At 41.1% G+C, this 20,105-nt stretch carries 17 protein-coding genes; all 17 read left to right on the top strand.

Translation table 11 applies throughout. The features are described 5' to 3' along the window. The first annotated feature begins 78 nt into the window (after nt 1-78). The 17 genes from fliE to fliR all read left to right on the top strand — a co-directional run bounded on the left by fliE (nt 79) and on the right by fliR (nt 20,104). A complete protein-coding gene (gene fliE, locus MTBBW1_RS19150) occupies nt 79-396 on the top strand; it encodes a flagellar hook-basal body complex protein FliE (protein WP_080806072.1) in 318 nt (105 codons plus the stop codon). A 185-nt stretch (nt 397-581) separates the two neighbouring features. Next, entirely contained in the window at nt 582-2,324 is a 1,743-nt protein-coding gene (gene fliF, locus MTBBW1_RS19145) for a flagellar basal-body MS-ring/collar protein FliF (protein WP_080806070.1), read from the top strand. After that, the gene (gene fliG / locus MTBBW1_RS19140; RefSeq protein ID WP_080806068.1) at nt 2,324-3,346 is read left to right on the top strand and encodes a flagellar motor switch protein FliG; all 1,023 of its coding nucleotides are present in this window, start codon (nt 2,324-2,326) and stop codon (nt 3,344-3,346) included. The genes fliF and fliG overlap by 1 nt, the downstream gene beginning before the upstream one ends. Nucleotides 3,347-3,707: 361 nt before the next feature. Continuing rightward, complete coding sequence (locus tag MTBBW1_RS19135) at nt 3,708-4,934, top strand: FliH/SctL family protein (protein ID WP_080806066.1); 1,227 nt, start codon at nt 3,708-3,710, stop codon at nt 4,932-4,934. A gap of 145 nt (nt 4,935-5,079) precedes the next feature. Beyond that, entirely contained in the window at nt 5,080-6,423 is a 1,344-nt protein-coding gene (locus tag MTBBW1_RS19130; RefSeq protein ID WP_087881804.1) for a FliI/YscN family ATPase, read from the top strand. 159 nt (nt 6,424-6,582) lie between these two features. Then, nucleotides 6,583-7,041 (top strand): flagellar export protein FliJ, encoded by a 459-nt coding sequence (gene fliJ, locus MTBBW1_RS19125; RefSeq protein ID WP_186441508.1) that lies wholly within the window; start codon nt 6,583-6,585, stop codon nt 7,039-7,041. Nucleotides 7,042-7,233: 192 nt separating this feature from the next. Then, nucleotides 7,234-7,851, top strand: a complete 618-nt coding sequence (locus MTBBW1_RS19115) for a MotE family protein (RefSeq protein ID WP_139786823.1) — start codon at nt 7,234-7,236, stop codon at nt 7,849-7,851. Nucleotides 7,852-8,188: 337 nt separating this feature from the next. Further along, a complete protein-coding gene (locus MTBBW1_RS19110; RefSeq protein ID WP_080806055.1) occupies nt 8,189-11,038 on the top strand; it encodes a flagellar hook-length control protein FliK in 2,850 nt (949 codons plus the stop codon). Between the two features lie 128 nt (nt 11,039-11,166). Next, nucleotides 11,167-12,273, top strand: coding sequence for a FlgD immunoglobulin-like domain containing protein (locus tag MTBBW1_RS19105; RefSeq protein ID WP_080806053.1), 1,107 nt, complete (start codon nt 11,167-11,169; stop codon nt 12,271-12,273). A gap of 98 nt (nt 12,274-12,371) precedes the next feature. Then, on the top strand, nt 12,372-15,404 hold the full coding sequence (locus MTBBW1_RS29690) for a flagellar hook-basal body complex protein (protein ID WP_245809471.1): 3,033 nt from the start codon (nt 12,372-12,374) through the stop codon (nt 15,402-15,404). Nucleotides 15,405-15,889: 485 nt separating this feature from the next. Beyond that, entirely contained in the window at nt 15,890-16,513 is a 624-nt protein-coding gene (locus tag MTBBW1_RS19090; protein ID WP_080806051.1) for a flagellar basal body-associated FliL family protein, read from the top strand. A 10-nt stretch (nt 16,514-16,523) separates the two neighbouring features. Beyond that, complete coding sequence (gene fliM, locus MTBBW1_RS19085) at nt 16,524-17,504, top strand: flagellar motor switch protein FliM (RefSeq protein WP_080806049.1); 981 nt, start codon at nt 16,524-16,526, stop codon at nt 17,502-17,504. 27 nt (nt 17,505-17,531) lie between these two features. After that, nucleotides 17,532-17,870, top strand: a complete 339-nt coding sequence (gene fliN / locus MTBBW1_RS19080; RefSeq protein ID WP_080806047.1) for a flagellar motor switch protein FliN — start codon at nt 17,532-17,534, stop codon at nt 17,868-17,870. After that, complete coding sequence (locus MTBBW1_RS19075) at nt 17,870-18,256, top strand: FliO/MopB family protein (RefSeq protein ID WP_080806044.1); 387 nt, start codon at nt 17,870-17,872, stop codon at nt 18,254-18,256. Before fliN ends, MTBBW1_RS19075 begins: the two co-directional genes overlap by 1 nt. Beyond that, nucleotides 18,246-19,031, top strand: a complete 786-nt coding sequence (gene fliP, locus MTBBW1_RS19070) for a flagellar type III secretion system pore protein FliP (RefSeq protein WP_080806042.1) — start codon at nt 18,246-18,248, stop codon at nt 19,029-19,031. The genes MTBBW1_RS19075 and fliP overlap by 11 nt, the downstream gene beginning before the upstream one ends. 10 nt (nt 19,032-19,041) lie before the next feature. Further along, on the top strand, nt 19,042-19,311 hold the full coding sequence (fliQ, locus tag MTBBW1_RS19065; protein WP_080806040.1) for a flagellar biosynthesis protein FliQ: 270 nt from the start codon (nt 19,042-19,044) through the stop codon (nt 19,309-19,311). A gap of 4 nt (nt 19,312-19,315) precedes the next feature. Then, nucleotides 19,316-20,104 carry a flagellar biosynthetic protein FliR gene (gene fliR / locus MTBBW1_RS19060; protein WP_080806038.1) on the top strand — a complete coding sequence of 263 codons (789 nt, stop codon included), beginning with the start codon at nt 19,316-19,318 and terminating at the stop codon, nt 20,102-20,104. Nucleotide 20,105 lies beyond the last annotated feature (1 nt).

Genomic DNA, 20,105 nt, shown 5'->3' with positions numbered 1-20,105 from the left:
AGTATTCCAGATTAATAAATTTTCCTTTGTGAATACTTGTCATATCACGGGGAAGAAAGGATTTTATCAGGTAAAGCCATGATTACAATTGACTCTATAGAAGCTATTTCACCAATACAATATACTGGAAAACCATCACTTAAAACTGAACATATTTCAGATCGCGTTTTAAGAAGAGATCCCTCTTTTTCTGAAAGGCTTAATGCAGCAGTAAAGGATGTTAATAGTAAGCAGCATATTGCAGATGATGCCATTGAGGGAGTAATTAAAGGTGAGGTTGGAATACATGAGGGCATGCAGGCCATTTCAAAGGCAGATTCATCCCTTAAGCTTTTGAACGCTGTTCGCTCCAAGGCCATGGCAGCCTACAAAGAGATAAGCTCGATGTCTTTTTAATATTATGATGACTATTTCTACTTTGTTAGGTTTTGTTTTTTTTCTAAAATTCCGTGAGTGTTCATGCTTAAGCATCTGAAAATAGGACGTATCACCTCGATTTTCAAGTTGAGCAGGCGAAGATAACAAAGTAGAATTATTTCATAAGTATTTGAGTTTCTGGAAGCAGGGGGGTATCTGTTGTTATGAATCCTTTTTTTGAACAGGTCGTAAAATTATTCAGGGAGATGTCCCTTTACAAGAAAATTGCCCTGGGAATGGTGGTTGTCCTCATGATTGCCGGTTTTACAACCATGTTCATATGGGCAAACAAGACTGAGTTCAAGGTTGCCTATACAGAGCTTGAGGAAGAGGATGCCTCTTTGATTGTTGAGAAGCTTAAGGAATCAAAGACTCCATATAAGCTCCAGAACGGCGGCAAAACAATTCTTGTTCCTGATGCTCAAGTCTATGATGTACGTCTTACAATGGCAAGTCAGGGAATTCCAAAGGGATCAGGCGTTGGATATGAAATTTTTGATCAGACTGATTTTGGTACAACAGAATTTGTTCAGAAGATAAATCGTCTGCGTGCAATACAAGGAGAACTTGCAAGGACTATAAGATCATTTGAAGAGGTAAAAGATGCCAAGGTGATGATTGTTCTGCCAAAGGATTCTGTTTTTGTTGAAGAGACCAAAAAGCCTTCGGCCTCCATCATGCTTGAGCTGAAATCAGATATTGATGATGAAAAGGTGGCAGCTGTAGCGCACCTTGTGGCAAGTGCCATAGAGGATTTGACTCCTGATCTTGTCACCATTGTGGATACAGCCGGCAGAATTCTGTTTGAAGCCACCACCATGGCTGAAAAAAAGAAGCAGAAGGAGCAGGAGAACATACAGAATCTTGCCCAGAATCAATATGAGTATAAAGACAGGTATGAGCAAGATCTTGCCAAACGCATTGAGACCATGCTGGAAAGGATTGTTGGAAAGGATAAGGCAATTGTCCGTGTTGTATCTGAAATGGATTTCAGTACCAACAGCGTAAGTGAGGAGATTTATGATCCTTTACAGCTTAATAACAGCTTTATAAGAAGCAAAAAGGCGTTGAGTGAATCAGGTAGGAAAAATATTCAGAATGACGGTACCCCTTCCAGTGTAAATCCCATTGTTCCCGAAGATGATCCAAATGGTAATGCCTCTGTGGAGCAGCTCAGCAAAAGCAGTGAAACTGTAAATTATGAGTTGAGCAGAAGAACAAGTGAAACAGTAAAGCCCATGGCCCTCATAAAGAGGGTCTCTGTGGCTGCTGTAATTGATGGAAAATATGAATATAAAACAGATGATACGGGAAATCGCACAAGAACCTATGTCCCCCGTTCCGATGAGGAGATGCAGCAGTTTCAACAGATTGTGGCAAAAGCCATGGGTTATAATGAGGAACGCGAGGATCAAGTAACAATAGAATCACTTCCTTTTGCTTCAATTGCAGAGATGGGAGATGTGGAACCTGAACTTAAGGGCTGGAGGATGATTCAGAAAGAATATGGACGCACCATTGCCAACATTTTGCTTATTCTGCTTCTTTTCCTGTTTGTTATTCGACCCATCATCAAGACTGCAAAGGATATTCAGACCAGCGTAGAACAGGCAGCTCTACCACAGCCTGATGATAAAGACCTGCTTGAAGAGCCACCTGAGGAAGAGGAGCTGTCATTTATAGAGATGGATCCCCAGCAGCAAAAGGATCTTTTGGAGACCATGACTCCGGAAGAGCGGGATGCATTTATCGCAGCACTTCCATCTTCAGAACGGGCAGTTTACTATTCAACCATTAAAATTTCCGAGAAAGCCTCTTACCTTGCAAAGGAAGATATTGAGCGTTCTGCAAATATTATAAAGGGTTGGCTTAAGGAAGTTCAGGAAAAAGAGGAGGATAAGGATTAATGGCTCCACCTAATAAAATAGATCCTGCAAAACTTACCGGCGCTCAAAAGGCGGCAATTTTCCTGATTGCCATGGGCGAAGAGTATGCATCTAAAATTTTCAGAACAATGAATGATACTCAGATGGGGGATATTGCCCTTGAAATGGCTCGTATTGACGAAATTACTCCAGAGATGCTTGAAGCAGTTTCAGCAGATTTTGTGGTCAAGTTTGAAGGAGAGCCAAGGATGCTTGTTGAGGGAGCATCATTTCTAAAACAGGTTGTAAGCAAAAGTCTTCCGGATGATCGTGCCCAGGCCATTCTGGATGACCTTGCAAAAAGAAGGCGGGCACGTCCATTTATCTGGAGCAAGGATGTAAATGTAGGAACTCTTTCAGGCTATATTGTAAATGAGCATCCCCAGACCATTGCCATGATTCTGGCTCATATGCCTTCTGATATTGCATCTGAAATCCTTATGGCTGTACCTGATGAGAAAAAGGGCGATATTGCTCTGAGAATAGCAAAACTTGGACAGATATCCGAAGAGGTGGTGCGTGATGTTGATGAGGCCCTTAAGATGGAATTGAGCGGTGCTGTGGGGCCTGGAGGCAAGGTTGGAGGTCTTCAGGTTCTTGTGGATATCATAAATGGTGTTGACAAGGCCACAGAAGAGATTGTCATGGAGCAGGTGGAAGAGGATAGTGCCGAGATGGCTGACAGTATCCGTAACATGATGTTTGTGTTTGATGATCTTGTGGGTGTTGATGATCGCTCAATGAGGGAGATACTCAAAAAGGTTGAAGGACAGCAGCTCACCTATGCTTTGAAGACAGCTACTGAAGACATGAAAAATAAGATTTTCTCCAATCTATCCCAGAGAGCTGGTGAGATGCTCAAGGATGACCTTGACAGCATGGGACCGGTGCGCCTTGCAGAGGTTGAAGAAGCCCAGCAGGCAATTGTCAGGGCAGCAAAGGAGCTTGAGGCAGATGGTACAATAACCCTTGGAGGCAAAGGAAAAGACGATGTACTTGTCTGATGAAATTTTGCCAGGCATCAATTCTCATATTTGATGCTCCTGTAAAAAGTAAGGAATTGATTTTTAATAACTCAAAATCGACATCTTATTGCTTTCCCGGCAGTTATTGCATTTGTCTGAATCAGGATAACCAGGATGAAAAGGATGTTCAGGATAGATAATCCTGCCTTATCTTGTTAATCTTGGGCATCCTGATTCAGACAGTATTAACAAGGCTCAAAAGATCATAGGTGTCGATTCTGATTAATAACTTGTCCATTCAACTAGCCCCAGCCACATTTTACAGACTTGCAAGGGGGAGTTTGGGTAAGTTAATTAAACCCAATTACTAAAATAGATTTCCACCTCTTGAGGATAAAATATGGGTGCAGAAAATAAAACTGAGGCACAGTCCACCATACACCATGATGATAATGATTTTCGTCCATGGAACATAACAGGGATTGAGCAGTGTGGGAAAAGTATCCCTGGAAAGGACTCTCTATCTGAAGCAGATGAATTCAAGGTACTTTATGAGCCTGACAATACAGGGGATGATGGACTTTTTCATCGTATTTATAATCAGGATGCCCAAAATGACTCTTCTGATGGACACCACCCAGAAAATGAGTTCAAGCCTTTTTCTGTTCATCGTGCTTCTGTTGAAATAAATGGTGGCAACACCATGCCGCCAGATGGAGGAGTTGACTATAATAGCACTTCTTTGGCTTCCAGTGCTAAGCATTCAGGCAATTCCTCTCAAGGTGATTACAATGCATCTCAATCTGTCCAGGGAGTTGGTGACGGCAAAGAAAAGGTTTCTGAAAGGGGATCACCAAAACATGATAGCCACCTGGAGCCTGACGTCCAATCTGATGGTGCTGCAAAAGGAGGAAAACTTGATTCCGGAGAGCCTTTATCACAGGGGGCCTCCCATGATGATGGAGTTCAGTCACCAGTTAAGGAGGGGGGAACAACTGTTAACTCTGCTGAAATGGAGCTTGCTTTTCAGGAGGGTTTTAATACAGGTTTTGAGCAGGGCAAAAAACAGGGCTATGAGGAAGGGCTTTCAGGTGGAAGGGAGCAGGGCTATCAGGAAGGTCTGGAAAAAGGAGAACAGGCAGGCTATGATGCTGGTCTTGAAAAGGGAGAAAACGATGGAAAGGTGTTAAGTGATGCAAAGGCTTTGGAGCAGATAGCTATTATTGAAGATATTTGTGGAAAAATTGAGAACTCATGGCAGACATTGGTTAAGAATCAGGAAGAGCAGATTCTATCTTTGATCTGTAAAATAGCTGAAAAAGTTACCTTTGCAAAGGTAGATATCACTGAAGGGGTTGTCAGAGACTCAATACTTAATGCACTTGCTGTGATGCCGGAACCAGAGGAGATAACCCTGAACATTTCTCCTGAAGATTATGAGTATATTGAGATGGTTAAGGATGATTTTTTTGAAAAGTTTAAAACGCTTAAACAGGTATCCGTGGTTTCCAACCCTTCTGTCATGAGGGGGGGGTGTAAAATTGAATCATCAAAGGCAAAGGTTGAAACTGATATTGCATCCCGTCTTGAAGCTGTGGTTTCAAGTATTATGTCAGCAGGTGTATGATATTCCACTTCTCGTTAATTTTTGTAATATATTCAAATTTAAGACAAGTTAGATGTTAAATTTTAACTAATTATATTTTGTCTGTCAATAAATTCAATAGATTATATACTCAAAATCGACACTTTCTAATTTAAAGATGATGGATATGGACTGGGATAAATTCAACAGCGCAATTGACACATGTATTACAGTAAAACCCGAGGGGCGGGTAACCAAGGTCATAGGACTTATTGCAGAAGGTGATGGGCTGGGGCTTGGAGTAGGCAGTCTATGTCTTATTAAAAATGATCATGGCAGCGAGATAAAAGCAGAAGTTATAGGTTTCAGGGAGGAGAGGGTGCTTCTGATGCCTTATGGAGATATAAGGGGCATAGGGCCTGGAAGCCGTATTGTTCCTTTGGCTGATCTGCCAATGGCTGATGTGGGGGACGGGCTGCTTGGCCGTGTTGTTGATGGCATGGGCAATCCCATTGACGGCAAGGGATCATTCAATCCCACAGCTAAATATTCTCTTTATGGTAAGCCGCTTAACCCCATGGAGAGGAAATCCATTGATGAACCAATTGATGTGGGAATTTCAGCCATAAATATCATGATTACACTTGGAAGGGGTCAACGTGTGGCAATCATGGCAGGTTCCGGTGTTGGAAAAAGTGTTTTGATGGGCATGATGACAAAACACACCACAGCAGAGGTTACAGTTATCGGCCTTATTGGTGAACGCGGAAGGGAGGTTAAGGATTTTGTAAACCATACCCTTGGAGAAGAGGGAATGAAAACCGCTGTTGTTGTTGCTGCCACATCGGACATGCCGCCCCTTATAAGGATGCGCGGGGCATATCTTGCAACAACCATTGCCGAATATTTCAGGGATCAAGGGAAACATGTTCTTCTGATTGTGGATTCCATCACCCGTTTTGCCATGTCCTCAAGGGATGTGGGGCTTGCTGCCGGAGAACCACCAACATCAAGGGGATATACTCCTTCCTTTTTTGTTCAGATCCCGATACTTCTGGAGCGCGCAGGCTATGTTGAGGGAAGCGGATCAATTACCGGTATATACACTGTTCTTGTGGAAGGCGATGATCTAAATGATCCTGTGGGTGATACTGTGCGTTCAATTGTTGACGGCCATATTGTCCTTTCAAGGGACCTTGCCAACAGGGGGCACTATCCGGCAATTGATGTGCTTGCAAGTGCATCCAGGGTTTTCAGGGATGTGGCAAAGCCTGAACATATAAAGCTTCGTCAGCAGGCCATTGATATCATGGCAGCATATAAGGAGGCTGAGGATATGATTGCCATTGGAGCCTATGTTGATGGCTCAAATCCCAGAATTGATCAGGCAAAAAGATTGATGCCGGGAATAAACGGTTTTTTAAGGCAGGATATGAGCCGAAGAATTCCGTTTGAGATGGGTGTAAAGGAGCTGACCCAGGTACTTCAGCAGGGAACTCCTGCCCAGGCTCCAAAGGGAAAAAGAAGATAGACGGCATAAAATCAGATTCTCAAATAATTAGGTGTGCTTTTCAGAAAAATGTAAAGATTCCAATGAAAGATATCCTTTTACCGTGAAAATGACTATCATTTTTATACTTGGGGGTGATTGATACGAAATCAATCATGCCCGTTTAAAAAGGTTTTTGAGTTGAAAAAATTCAGTTTTAAACTTCAGGCAGTTCTGAAATATCGGAAGCATCTTGAAAATCTTGCACGTCAGGAAGCCATGAAGGCGCTGATGGATGTGAATGAATGCCGTCAGATGATTGAGCAGATGCATAAAGAACGTCAGACACTTGCAGAACATATCGACAGGGAGACAGCAAGGGGTATTCCTGCTTTGCTTTTTCGGCAATATAACGATTATATGGATTCCATTGAAAATGACATAGCCTTTAAAGAGCAGGAATATGTTCATCTGCAGAAACAGCTTGAGACAAAACAGCAACAGCTTACAAAAAAGAGCGTGGATCGAAAGGTGATAGAGCGTTTGAGAGAGAAAAAAAGGAGTGAATATATTGAGGAGATGGTGGCAGAAGAGCAAAAAATAGCAGATGATATCTCCTCTTTAAAGAAAGCAAGGGAGGCATCCCATGAATTATCGTAGAACCGGTCATATTTGTGGCCAGGAAAAGTTTGATTTCTGTGATGTAGATAATTTCTGTGTGCATGAAGAAGAAGCTTTTCTTATTCACGAAGAAAAAAGAATCAGGGCGACTCTTGACGAAAATGGAAAAAAATATGTGTCATATCCTAAATACAAGGCAATCTTTATTCTCTTCATTTTTTTATTGGATTTTTGTTTTCATTTTCTCCGAATTTGATCTCCACTTTTTCATTTGCAGCAGATGGTGACCAGGAAAATGCAGGAGATGAGGTTCAAACCGGACAGGATACAAAAAGTGATGAAGCTCCCAAGGAGGGCGAAGAGGGTGGCGATGTTGATCCTAATGCTCCGCCTCCATGTCCTGAGTGCCCTGATCCTGCAAAGGTTGTACTTATAGGTCTTGAGGATAAAAAAAAGGCTTTGCTGGCAGAAGAAGAGGCATTGAAAGAGGAGAGAAAAGCCCTTGAAAAGTTCAAGGAAGAGATAGACGAAAACCTTGAAAGACTTGAAGCTCTTAAAAAACAGATTCAGGACGATCTGGCAATGATCCAGAAGGTCAAAAGTGACGAAGAACTTGCCCAGGAGAGAGCAAAGGAAGCTGAATTTGAAAAAAAGATGACCCATATGGCTTCTGTTTACGCAAAGATGGCACCGGAAAGCGCAGGGGCTGTTTTAAGTCAAATGGATATCAAAGTTGCAAGCGAGATAATATCCAGGATAGCGGAAAGAAAAGCGTCAAAAATTCTTGAACATGTTGACAAGGAACAGGCAGCAAAAATAAGCGAAAGGCTTGCACACCGTAAAGAGTGATGCGGTATATTGAATATTAAGGAGTCTGTTTTAAATACTCAAAATCGACATAATGTTATTTGGTGCTCATTCCAAAGTTTTCCAGGAGGTAATTTTTTCCTGTATATTCTTGTAAACAGGAATTTTTAGCCTTTGAATGCTGTGTCGAAGTATATAATGATTTTGCCTCTTTGGAATGTAATAGCTTGATATTATAAAAAAATAAAGATGTGTGCGGTTGTGGCGCGTTATTTGCATTATTCTTTGTTGACACTCTTTTTGATAGAAAACAGGCTATATTTGATAGAAAACAGGCTATAAAGGTCGTTAACCCATATATTGAATTACAGGTGCTGCAATGAATAATAATATTTTTTTGGCCCAGATGGCAATGACCGGAACCACCTCTTCTTCCAGTCTTGGAAAATCATTTGGCCAATCATCAACAGAAAAAGTTTCTGGACTCTCTTCTTTTGCAGAGCAGCTAAGCAGGTTTTTGCCTGACTCGAATTCATTGAAACTTAAGGGAATGATAAATAGGGATACTTCTGCGGATACAGTTTTAAGCTCCAGACTCTCAAATTCTGAGCTATCTGAGGATTCCCTTTTAAGCGATCTTAAAGGCGCAACCGGATTTGATTTTTTATCCAAACTGAAACAGTACCTTATGGCTTCTGGTGAGGATCTTGGAAAAATATCGGTTGGAGAAAATGGCCTTGAAAAATTGAAACATGTTCTGATGAAGGCCGGATTCAAAGGTGCGGAAATTGAAGAGCTTGTGAATTCTCTCAAAGAGAATGGAGACGGTGAGACTGTTCTGCTATCTGATTTAGTGAATGGACTTTTTTCCCTTGATTCCGATGCTGTAATTTCTGTTGATGGAAGCGGTGATTCTGATTTTCTGGAGATTATGGCAAACATAAGTGAAGATGCGGAATCAACTTTTTCAGAAGATCTCGTAAATGCTGAATCAGGCACGCAAGAGACACCTTTTTTTGATACATCTTTTGTTCCTTTTCTCTCATCAATTTTTAAATCCCTTGGTATTCCAGATGAAACAGCAGCCTCTATTCTTGATTCTGCTGAGATTAAGAATCAAGGTATTGACATGGATATCCTCATAAAGCAGCTTCAGGCATTTCAGAATAAAGCTTTTTTAGAGGGTACTCATTTTCAGGTATCCGGAGATGATGATTCAATAAAAAACATGTTAACCCAAATGGGTTTGCTTGCTGATATAACTGTGTCTGATTCATCTGCTGATAATGATACCTCAAATCTTGTTTCAGATCCTTCTGCCATGACTCTTGGAGATTTTGTTTCTGCACTTGAAAGTTTGAGAAAAAAAGATGTTTCAGATGAGTCATCATTAAATATTGAATCTGATAACAGTTATTTATTATCACAGGAGTCTGTTTCCGGCGATGATGAGTCTTTAAAATCAAGCTATTTGCTTTCAAGACTCAGAGAATTCTTTGCCGCTCGGGGTTCAGATTTTTCAGGCGTATCTTTAGATGAAGAAGGCTTTCCGGTATTACCCGATGATGATCCCATGAAGCTAATAATAGAGATGATCAAGGCTTTAGCATCAAGCAACGTTAATGACGCTTCAGAAGATGTGACGCCTGTTTCAGAGGAAGAGATTCTTTCCGATGATGACCCCATGAAACGAATAATAGAGATGATCAAGGCTTTAGCATCAAGCAACGTTAATGACGATTCTGACGATGTGGCGTCAGGTTCAGATGAGGAAGTTCTTTCCGATGATGATCCCCTTAAGCATGTAATTGATATGATAAACCAGTTGACTCAGGGAGAGCTCAACTCACAGGATGAAAATGATGAAATTTCAGACCCCCTGGAAGAAATAGCAGATGATTTTACCTTTATTTCAGGAGAAGTTCCCTCTGAAGTTAACGATTCAAACACAATAAGTGATTCTAATGTATTTAATTTATTGATGGAAGAATTGATCGAAAGTGGGCAGTCATCTGAAATCTTTTCTATTCTTAATTCGTCAGACAATCTATCAGATAATTTATCATCTCAATCCGATGATGTTGTTGATGCTGAGTCTGCTGTGAAAAACTTTGATTCATACTTGCGAAGCAATGAAAAGAGAGACGACCTTTTTAATACCTTGGCAGCGATGCTTAAAGTTAAAGGTGATGCCAATTCATTCTCTGATGATTTGAGCTTTGATAGCTTGAAAAGTGATACTGGTGGATTAAGTGTCATTTCTGATTCTGAAAAGATAGATGGAGAGAAAACAAATGACCTCAAATCTTTTTTAAATTCACTTATGGAGCGTTTGGGGGCTGATTCTGATGATTCAGGCGATCTTGTTGGCAATGTCACTATTGCTGGCAATAATGGAAACAATGTTAAAAATTCATTTGCAGGGCTGCCTGTTTTTTTTCAAAAGGCACTTTTGAATGTAGCAAATTACCAGGATAATCAGGGAACAGCCACTACTGCTGGGGCAACACCGCTTTCCTCTTCGATCTTTGACAGTCAGGATATCACTAATTTTCTTGATGCAATGGATGTCGGAATGGATAAAAATGCAACCTCTCCAGGGCAGAATAATTCGGAGTCCAGACTTAATAGAGCTCTCAATGATTCCAGTCTATTGTTTTCAAGGATAGAGAAAGGGGAAAATTCATCCTCCATGGATTCAGGGCATTCAGGCGGAGCATTTTCAGGAGGAGAACAATCCAGAGAGGCACAGCTTGGGGTGGCTCGGGAAAAAAGTGGAACTTCGGTACTTCCATCATATGTTACTAATCAAGTGGGGAAAAGTATTCTCAGAGCGTTTAACAGAGGTGAAAGTGAAATCAGACTTCAGTTGAAACCTGCTGAGCTTGGCAGAATATTCATGACCATAGATACACACGGAGATACCTTAAAAGTCAGTATTGTTACGGAAAACAGGGCAGCAAAGGAGCTTCTTGCAGGCAGTGCAAATGATCTCAAGGCTACCCTTGCAGGAACCGGTATAAATCTTGAGAGATTTGATGTGGAGATGGGAAGTGATTTCAGCCAGTCCATGGCTGATTCAAGAGAACAGTATAATGACTCAAATTCTTCCGGTTCAGGAAGAGGCCGCGGTAAGGGTGGAAATAACGGTGATATTTCTTCTGTGGATGAGATTGATATTGCCGATTTGCATAATTATGGTAATGGAGCGCTTCATTTTGTGGCCTGAACACCTGTGATGAACCTGTAAAAAGTTATGTTTCGAGATTGTTTCAGCAGTAACGAACTGAAATTGTTATAGTGATTTTGGTGTTTTGGACTTTTTACGAGACCATCACCTGTAAAAGGAGATTTGAAATGACAATTGATGCAACAGGCAGCAGCAGCCTTCAGAAACTTTCAGGTGCTTATCAGGCAAGGGATACGGAAGAGAAAGAAGATTATCTTGGAAGGGAGGATTTTCTTACCATGCTGGTAGCACAGCTCCAGAATCAGGATCCCTTGAATCCCATGGAAGGTAGCGATTTTTCCGCGCAACTTGCCCAGTTCTCTTCACTTGAACAGCTTTTAAATCTCAATGAATCCATGAAATCAATGGTTACAGCATTTGAGAACAGCTCTGAAGTGGATGTAACAGGGTTTGTTGGCAAAGAGGTGACAGGTGAGGTCAATTCCATTGAAGTTGAATCTGGCACACCTTCCAAAGGTTACTACGAGCTTTCCAAAACTTCCGAAGTTATGGTAACTATATATAACTCAGAGGGAAATATTGTAAAAACTCTTTATCCTGGTCAGTTGGGGCCAGGTCAATACGATGTAGATTGGGATGGAACCAATTATCAGGGGGATTCTGTTGAGGATGGTTCCTATTCTTATGAAGTTGTGGCAGACAGTGGAAATGGGTTTGCCACTCTTTCCACTACAATTTCCGGTGTGGTGGAAGGAATTGCCTATCAAGGCGGGAAGGCATATCTTATGGTTGACGGGTTTCCTGTAAACCCTTCTTCCCTTGTCAGTGTATCTGAACCCTCTTCAGACACGGGAGATTCTGCATCAATGTCCATGATGGATTATCTTGGGAAAAATATATCCTATTCAGATCATATTATGGCAGTTGACGGGGAAAAAATTTCCGGTGATGGTATTCGCTTTAATCTAAATGCACAGGAAGATGTCGCGATTCAGATACTTGACTCAAATGGTAATGAAATCAACAGGTTTGAGATTTTGGCCGAAGATACTGTCGAGGGTGAGAATGTTTTTCAGTGGGATGGTATGGATAATGCAAGCAGTAAAGTTTCAGATGGTATTTACTCCTGTTCAGTGACTTCAGCTTCCGGTAGTGTGGAGACGACAAATTCAGGAGAAGTCACAGGAATAAAGAGTTTTAAAGGGGCGCAATACCTTGTTGTTGGTGATCATGATGATATTGTTACTTTGTCTTCGGTCACCGAAGTAAAATGATACTTTTTAGGCTCTATTGCTTTTTAAACAGATTTTCTGACTCTATATATTTGAATTTTCGTAAAATAATTTTGAAGTAAAGTACAGGGGGTATAATCATGGCACTTTCAAGTTCACTTTTTACAGGTACAAGTGGATTGATCAATATGGGCAATGTAATGCAGGTTGTCAGCAACAATATTGCCAACTCCAATACTGTAGGGTTCAAAAAAGGTGTCTCTTCTTTTGCCGATACCCTCAATCAGACAGTTTCCACTCAATCAGGCGTTGATCAGATAGGACGTGGAATGTCAATTGGAGAGGTTGCCCAGAGTTTTGGTCAGGGTTCCTTTGAATCAACAGGTAATGTAACAGATCTCTCCATTGGCGGTGATGGTTTTTTCATAGTTTCTGATATGGATGCTGAAGCAAGTTTTTATACAAGGGCAGGAAATTTTCATTTTGATGAAGCAGGTAAGCTTGTCAACCCAAATGGATATGTTGTTCAGGGATGGGAACTTGACAGTGAAACCGGTGATGATGTGGGAGCAATTGGCAATATTATAATGGATACCTTTACATCACCGCCCCAACAGAGCACTGAAATTACTGCTATTACAAACCTTGATGCAGATGCCATAAGCAAATCCGATGTAATGGCAAATTATTGGGATGCTACAAATGAAGATGCTTATGTTGGTGGAGAACGTTATGAATATCAGACAGTTATAAAAGTATATGATTCCCTTGGCAGTGCCCATGATGTCTCAATATACTATGATAAAAAATCGGGAACAGAGTGGGAGTACATGATTGCATGTGAACCAGGGGATGACAAAAGAGAGCTGCTTCAAAGCACCTCTGCCAAGGGCCTTTTGGCAAAGGGCACGATCACCTTCAGTGAAAGCAGTGGGGATATAATTGATATTACCATGAATGAACTTACAGGAAGAATCGGAAACCTCTCTTCATCTGGTGTTAATGATGATGAAGATATCCACTTTACAATTGAAGATACGGAAACCATGAAAGAGGATGGATATGGATTTGAATTGAAATTTGATGGCACTGAATGGTCACTTTCCCATCTTCTTTTTGACGAAAACGGTGGAAATATTGAGAATCAGGTACTTGATATCTCCACAACCACAAGACGTACCATAACCCCCGGCACTGATGGTATTTATAATGATCTGGGTGATTATAGCTTCATATCTGCAGGAGGTGCAGCTCCCTGGAGTGCAGGTGCATCTACACCAGCCTTGGGGCCAAGTGGTATAATTACAAACACGGCCAATGTCCTTGAGTTTGAACTTGCAAGCGGAACGGTCATCAGATATGATTTTGATGCTGCCGGAGCTGTAGCCAATGATGCGCTCTCATTTACCCTGGATGCTCCAACTGCAGTAAAAAATTATCCTGATGCAACCATTTCCTATTCTGATGGTGAAAATATATATATTCGACTGAATAACGATGATCAGGAAGATGATGTTAAAATAGCACTGGACAAACCTTCAGATACAGGGGATGTTGTTCTTTTTGATATCAATGCTGAAAAGGATATTCATGTACAGGGAATTGACGGATCCAATTTTGTTGGTGAGACAAAAAATGGCAATACAACAATAGAGGTCAATGACCCCAGTGTAATGACTATTGATGATGAAGGTATAAATATTGTGTGGTACCCCGAGGAAAAGTTGTGGAGATGGGGAAATCCCGACGTTGCTGCCCAGGAAGGTAATCTTATTCCTGAAATCACCTATTCCGGAGATGCTGCCTTTTCGCCATCTCCATTTGTCATAACTCCATCACCCGCTAATCCTGGTGATCCATCTGCCATGACCAAGTATGTAAAGGATCTTCAGCTTGCCTATGACAATGTCAATGGTACATGGGATTGGAATATGCCCTTCAAATCAACCGGTGAGGATATTGTGGATGAGGATTTAAACTTAGGTGTTGTGGATGCACAACGGACAATTACTCCCGATGCAACAAATGGCGTCTTTCAGGATGCGGGTGATTATGTGATTACATTTGATGGTCCTGCTCCTGCTGGTGGTGGAACAAACTGGGGCTTGACTGCTGCACCTGCGGGTACAACAATCAATGCTGCTGCAAATAATGCAGACGTACTTGAGATCACTCTTGTCAGTGGTACAGTTATTAGGTATGATTTTGATTCTTCTGTATCGCACAATGATTCGATAACATTTACAGTTGATCCATCTCCTCCAACAGTATATCCTGATGCCGCCATAACAGCAGGAACCAATGTGAATATTAACTTTGACGGTAATGGTGGAGATGATCTCACCATTGACCTGTCAGGTGCTGCTGCTGCTCCAGGAGCTGGTTCAACATTGATTTTAACTGTTGATCCTGACTCTCCTCCAGAAGAGTACCAGGAGGCTACTTTGACAGGTGATCAAAAAAAAGCCATGATTGATCTTGATGGTTCCGGCAATGAAGATGATACAGATGATATCATATTCTCATTTACCAAGCCTCTGGATATTACCGGCTTTAAGGATGTCAGTCTGATTGAGTTTGATATAAGCGGATCAACTGCATGGAAGCCTATTGCCAAAGATGATATAAGGGATACAGGTTATTTCAGCTTTACAGCTGATTTTCTTGGAGGGGATAATGGTTCAACGGAAAACAATATAAAATTTGATATCGGAGCAAAGTTTGACGGTGCCAATTTTCAGAATGATTCCATGTCAACAACACAGTATGCCAAGGCTTCGACAACAGTATTTCAGACCGCAGATGGTTATGCTGCAGGGGATCTTGAGGGCGTTGATATTGCAACAGACGGGACAATTACAGGTATCTACTCCAATGGAGAGCTTATACCGCTCTTCAGGGTCGGTCTTGCAAAGTTTCTGAATAACAATGGCTTGTACAATGCTGGCGGCAACCTTTTCAGGGAGACACGGGACAGCGGAGATGCCATTACAAACCGTCCGGGTCAGAATGGCCTTGGAACCCTCTCTCCAAGTTCACTTGAGATGTCAAATGTGGATATCTCAGAAGAATTTGTAAAGATGATCACCACCCAGAGGGGATTCCAGGCAAACTCAAAAACAGTTACAACTGTTGATGATATGATGAATACAGTTATAGGTATGAAGAGATAATCTTAATATTTTCAGATTATTCTGGTGCTGTCTCCTTTCTTGGAAAAGTTAAGGAACTGGTATTAAATAACTGACCCGCTTACCTCACTCTCCAGAGCCCCCTCTCCATGAATGGTGAGGGGGAGTTTGGGTAAGTTACTCAAAATCGACACATATGACCTTTTGAGCCTTATCAACACTGTCTGAATCAGGATTCCCAGGATAGGGCAGGATTATATATCCTGAACATCCTATCCATCCTGGTTATCCTGATTCAGACAAATGCAAGAACTTCTGAAAAAACAATAATATGTGGATTTTGAGAAGTTAATTAAACCCCATTACTTAAGTTTTAGCAATACAGTACAGTGTTTTTAGCCTTCTGTTCACCCTTGCAGGTGCAGAAGGCTCTTTTTGTTTGTTGAATTTATTTTACACTGAGCCATTTTTTTTGATATACTAAAAATCGACACTTATGGACAACTACAGGTAGTTTGGAGATTTTTGTGTTTAAAAAAAAGGACAAGAAAAAAGATTCTGATAATAAAGAAGAGAAGAAAACTCCCCCTTCTGCAGGGGAGGAATCCTCTTCAGGTGAAGGCTCGGAAGTTGAAAAAAAGCCCTTTTTAAAAAAGATTTTGAGCCTTAAATTCATAATTATTATGCTGGTTATAATACTGGTTGTTGGCGGTGGCGCTTTTGCTGGATGGTTCTTCTTTCTGAAAAAATCTCCACCCGAGGATGGAGATATAGCCAGCCAGTCTGCTGAAGCAGAAGCTCCTGAAAATCAGGATGGAGAAGCATTGCCTCCACCGGAACCTGATTTCCCGGATGTTGTTGATCTTCCTGCTTTTGAGGAGATTGCTATACAGGAGAGTGGTAATATGAATCATATTACCTTTAAAATTTCTGTTGAGCTTGCCAAACCGGAGTTGAGAGACTCTTTTGAATCAAATATGGAGCTTATTCAAACGACAGTTCAATCTGAAGTTGAGAAGATGACATGGTTTGTACTTAGAAATCCAGATGGAAAAATCCGTTTGAAATATAACATTATTAAAGCACTGAATGGTGCATTGCCAGGTAAAATGGTTAAAAATGTTTTTTTTACGGAATTAATATTGCATTGAGACTTAAGCTATGAGCGAAATTCTTTCCCAGGATGAAGTTGACAGTCTGCTCGCTGGCCTTGATGCCGGCGAAGTTGAAACAGAAAAAGATGTTGAGGATGTTGAACCAGAGGGTGTTGCAACCTATGACTTCACCAGCCAGGATAAAGTTGTAAGGGCAAGGATGCCCACCTTTGATGTAATTAATGAAAGGCTTGCAAGGGAACTTAGAACCAGTATGTCAACCCTTCTTCAGACCAATGTAGATGTAAGTGCCAATCCCCTTGATACACTGAAATTTTCAGAGTTTGTAAGAAGTCTTCCTGTTCCCACAAGTCTTCATGTTTTCAGGATGGAGCCATTAAGAGGCTTAAGTCTTGTTATCCTTGAAAGCCAGCTTGTCTATAATCTGATAGACACTTTTTTTGGTGGTGAAGGTACAGGACGGGCAAGAGTTGAAGGCAGGGAATTTACTGCCATTGAAGAGGTTGTCACCAAAAAGGTTGTGGTGGCATGCCTTAAAAATATTGAAACTGCATGGGGACCCATTGAGGCTGTGAAAACAGCCCTTGTTCGTTCGGAAATGAACCCGCAGTTTGCAGCCATTGTTCTACCAACAGACCTTGTAATTGTGACACGTTTTGAAATAGAGCTTGAGCAGGATGCAGGAAATCTGATTGTCTGTCTTCCCTATTCCATGATAGAACCTTTACGTTACAAGCTGGCATCGGGATTTCAGGCTGAAATTGAGGAAACTGATATTGCCTGGCGAAGGATGCTGGAGTCTGTTATTCTGGACTCGACAATAGAGTTGAGAATTCAGCTTGGGATAACAGAAATTACCGGTGAGCGCCTCTGGCTTATGCAAAAAGGAGATATAATTCAGCTTGATCATGATGCAACAGACATGCTTACAGGATTTGTGGGAGATCTTCCTAAAGTAAAAGGATATGCCGGTGTAAGACGAGGGTTTCAGGCATTCAGAGTTGAAGAAAAACTTGCTCTTAAGTAGATTAATGTTGATGGTTAAGGATAAAACATGAGCGATAACAACAATAAACAAAATGGTGGTACCATGGATGCTCAGGCAACTGAGCATGGAGAGGAGTCAGGTGAGCGGGAGCTATCTTTTATTCTTGATATCCCTCTTGAACTCTCTGTGGAGCTTGGAAAGACAAGAATGCTTGTCAATGACCTGCTGCAGTTAAGCCAGGGATCCATTGTGGAGTTGAACAAGCTGGCTGGTGAGCCTCTGGAAGTTTACATAAACCGGAAGCTGATTGCCAGGGGTGAGGTTGTTGTGGTTAATGAAAAATTCGGTGTTCGTCTTACAGATATCATTACACCAATGGACAGGGTAAAAAGTTTAACCAACTGATGGAAAACACAACAGATATTTGGGGGGCATTTTTAAGAACAGCAAGTGTACTGATATTTGTTATTGCTCTGCTGCTTCTTTTTTTGTATCTCTTAAAGCGATTCTCTTCTTTTGCAACAGTAAAGTCAGAATATGAGATGATTAAAGTTTTGGCGGTGCATCATTTTTCACCAAAGGAAAAGATTGTGCTTGTTGATGTGATGGATAAGAAGATGCTGATAGGAGTGACTGCCCAGAGCATTAATTCCCTTGGGGTAATTGAAAGTGGCGATGGCAATAATATCTGCCGGAATTCTGAGCCTCACTCTTCCACAGAACCTTCTTTATCCGGAAAATTCAGTCTTTTGAAAGACTCTGCATCTGGAGAAAAATACCATGAGGAATAGACATTTTTCAGTAATTTTTTTTTGTGTTTTATCGTTTTTTATTATCTCCCTTACCATCTTTGTTTTTTCTCCTGATGTCGCAGAAGCTGTCACATTCCCGATTCCCTCCCTGAAGCTTGGCATTGAACCTGCCACCACACCCCAGGATGTTGCGGTTGTTCTTGAAATTATAGCGCTTTTGACAATTCTTGCACTGGCTCCATCAATTTTGATTCTGATGACTCCATTTACAAGGCTTGTTGTTGTTTTTGGTTTTTTGAGACAAGCCATTGGCACACAATCCACACCGCCCAACCAGGTTGTGGTTGGCCTTGCCCTTTTCATGACATTTTATATAATGAAACCTGTGGGACAGGAGATTTACGATAATGCCCTTAACCCATATCTTGAAAATAGAATTACATACCAGGAGGCTTTTGCCGCAACTGAAATTCCCATACGCAATTATCTTCTTTTAAATACAAGAGAGGCTGATATTGCACTTTTTGTAAAAGGTGCTTCTGTTGCAAAGCCAAATTCAAGGGATGATGTCTCTTTGCTTATTCTTATTCCCGCCTATGTGATAAGCGAGCTTAAAACTGCTTTTATCATAGGTTTTTTGATATATGTCCCCTTTATTGTTCTGGATATGGTTGTTGCTTCTGTGCTTCTTGCCATGGGAATGATGATGCTGCCACCTGTTATGATATCGCTTCCATTCAAATTGATGCTTTTTGTCCTTGTGGATGGCTGGCACCTCATTACAAGCTCCATGATGAAAACCTTTGGGATATAAGAGGAGATAAATGACACCTGAATTTGTTATAGAATTTGTAAAACAGGCTGTTGTTATGACAATTTCAGTATCAATGCCCATGCTGGGTCTGGGGCTTGTTGTTGGCCTTGCAGTAAGTATTTTTCAGGCTGTTACCTCCATTCAGGAGATGACGTTATCATTTGTACCCAAAATTATAGCTGTTTTTCTGGGGCTTCTCTTTTTTGCGCCATGGATGATGGATCAGCTTATATCCTTCACAAGACAGACAATAGAAAATCTTCCCCTATATATCAGATAGTTAAATGCCCATACTGAACCTGTATAATGTCGAGGAATTTAAGGTTTTTCTGCTTGTTCTTGCAAGATTCAGTGTGGTTCTTTTTATGCTGCCAATATTTGGTGCCCGAACACTACCCAACATGGTAAAGGCAGCACTTGCCATGGTACTTTCCCTTCTGTTATATTCGGTTGTTCCAGTTGAGCCTTCCATATTTCCGGACACTGTTATTGAAACCGGTATTCTTATTTTCTTTGAAATAATGATTGGCTTGATGCTCGGTACCTGTATCAGGCTATTTCTGGCCGCAGTACAGCTTTCAGGGCAGGTTATAGGTTTTCAGATGGGTTTTTCAATGATAAATGTTGTTGATCCCCAATCAGGTGCCAATGTCTCTATTATGGAGCAGATTGCATATTGGGTCTGCCTTCTTGTCTTTCTGCTTTTTAACGGACATTATATTCTGCTTATTTCAGTTATAGAGAGTTTTGAACTGGTGCCACCCGGGACATTTATGTTGCAAAGGCCACTTCTTGATACTCTTTTAAATCAAGGCAGCCAGGTTTTTATACTTGGAATTAAAATTGGAGCTCCCATTATTGCCTCTTTGTTTTTTACAAGTGTTTCTTTTGGTTTGATAGGTAAGTTTGCCCCACAGATGAATATAATGATCGTGGCGTTCCCCATGAAAATTTTTGTGGGTCTTCTTCTTTTTGGTTTAGCCCTTGAAACAATTAAAATTATTACTCGGGAATATATATACGGTCTGAAATCACTGCTTCTTTCACTTCTTTTCTGGGCAGGAGGAGGATAAT

Origin of the sequence: Desulfamplus magnetovallimortis (genome assembly GCF_900170035.1) — a bacterium.
Lineage (GTDB): Bacteria > Desulfobacterota > Desulfobacteria > Desulfobacterales > Desulfobacteraceae > Desulfamplus > Desulfamplus magnetovallimortis.
The sequence above is the reverse complement of the archived record's forward strand: the minus strand, read 5'-3'. Positions and strand labels throughout refer to the sequence as shown.

Coding starts and splice junctions, on each gene's coding strand:
- fliM (WP_080806049.1), top strand. CDS start 16,524: ATGAGCGAAATTCTTTCCCAGGATGAAGTTGACAGTCTGCTCGCTGGC.
- fliG (WP_080806068.1), top strand. CDS start 2,324: ATGGCTCCACCTAATAAAATAGATCCTGCAAAACTTACCGGCGCTCAA.
- fliF (WP_080806070.1), top strand. CDS start 582: ATGAATCCTTTTTTTGAACAGGTCGTAAAATTATTCAGGGAGATGTCC.
- fliE (WP_080806072.1), top strand. CDS start 79: ATGATTACAATTGACTCTATAGAAGCTATTTCACCAATACAATATACT.
- fliP (WP_080806042.1), top strand. CDS start 18,246: ATGAGGAATAGACATTTTTCAGTAATTTTTTTTTGTGTTTTATCGTTT.
- MTBBW1_RS29690 (WP_245809471.1), top strand. CDS start 12,372: ATGGCACTTTCAAGTTCACTTTTTACAGGTACAAGTGGATTGATCAAT.
- MTBBW1_RS19110 (WP_080806055.1), top strand. CDS start 8,189: ATGAATAATAATATTTTTTTGGCCCAGATGGCAATGACCGGAACCACC.
- MTBBW1_RS19075 (WP_080806044.1), top strand. CDS start 17,870: ATGGAAAACACAACAGATATTTGGGGGGCATTTTTAAGAACAGCAAGT.
- MTBBW1_RS19105 (WP_080806053.1), top strand. CDS start 11,167: ATGACAATTGATGCAACAGGCAGCAGCAGCCTTCAGAAACTTTCAGGT.
- MTBBW1_RS19135 (WP_080806066.1), top strand. CDS start 3,708: ATGGGTGCAGAAAATAAAACTGAGGCACAGTCCACCATACACCATGAT.
- fliN (WP_080806047.1), top strand. CDS start 17,532: ATGAGCGATAACAACAATAAACAAAATGGTGGTACCATGGATGCTCAG.
- MTBBW1_RS19130 (WP_087881804.1), top strand. CDS start 5,080: ATGGACTGGGATAAATTCAACAGCGCAATTGACACATGTATTACAGTA.
- fliR (WP_080806038.1), top strand. CDS start 19,316: ATGCCCATACTGAACCTGTATAATGTCGAGGAATTTAAGGTTTTTCTG.
- fliQ (WP_080806040.1), top strand. CDS start 19,042: ATGACACCTGAATTTGTTATAGAATTTGTAAAACAGGCTGTTGTTATG.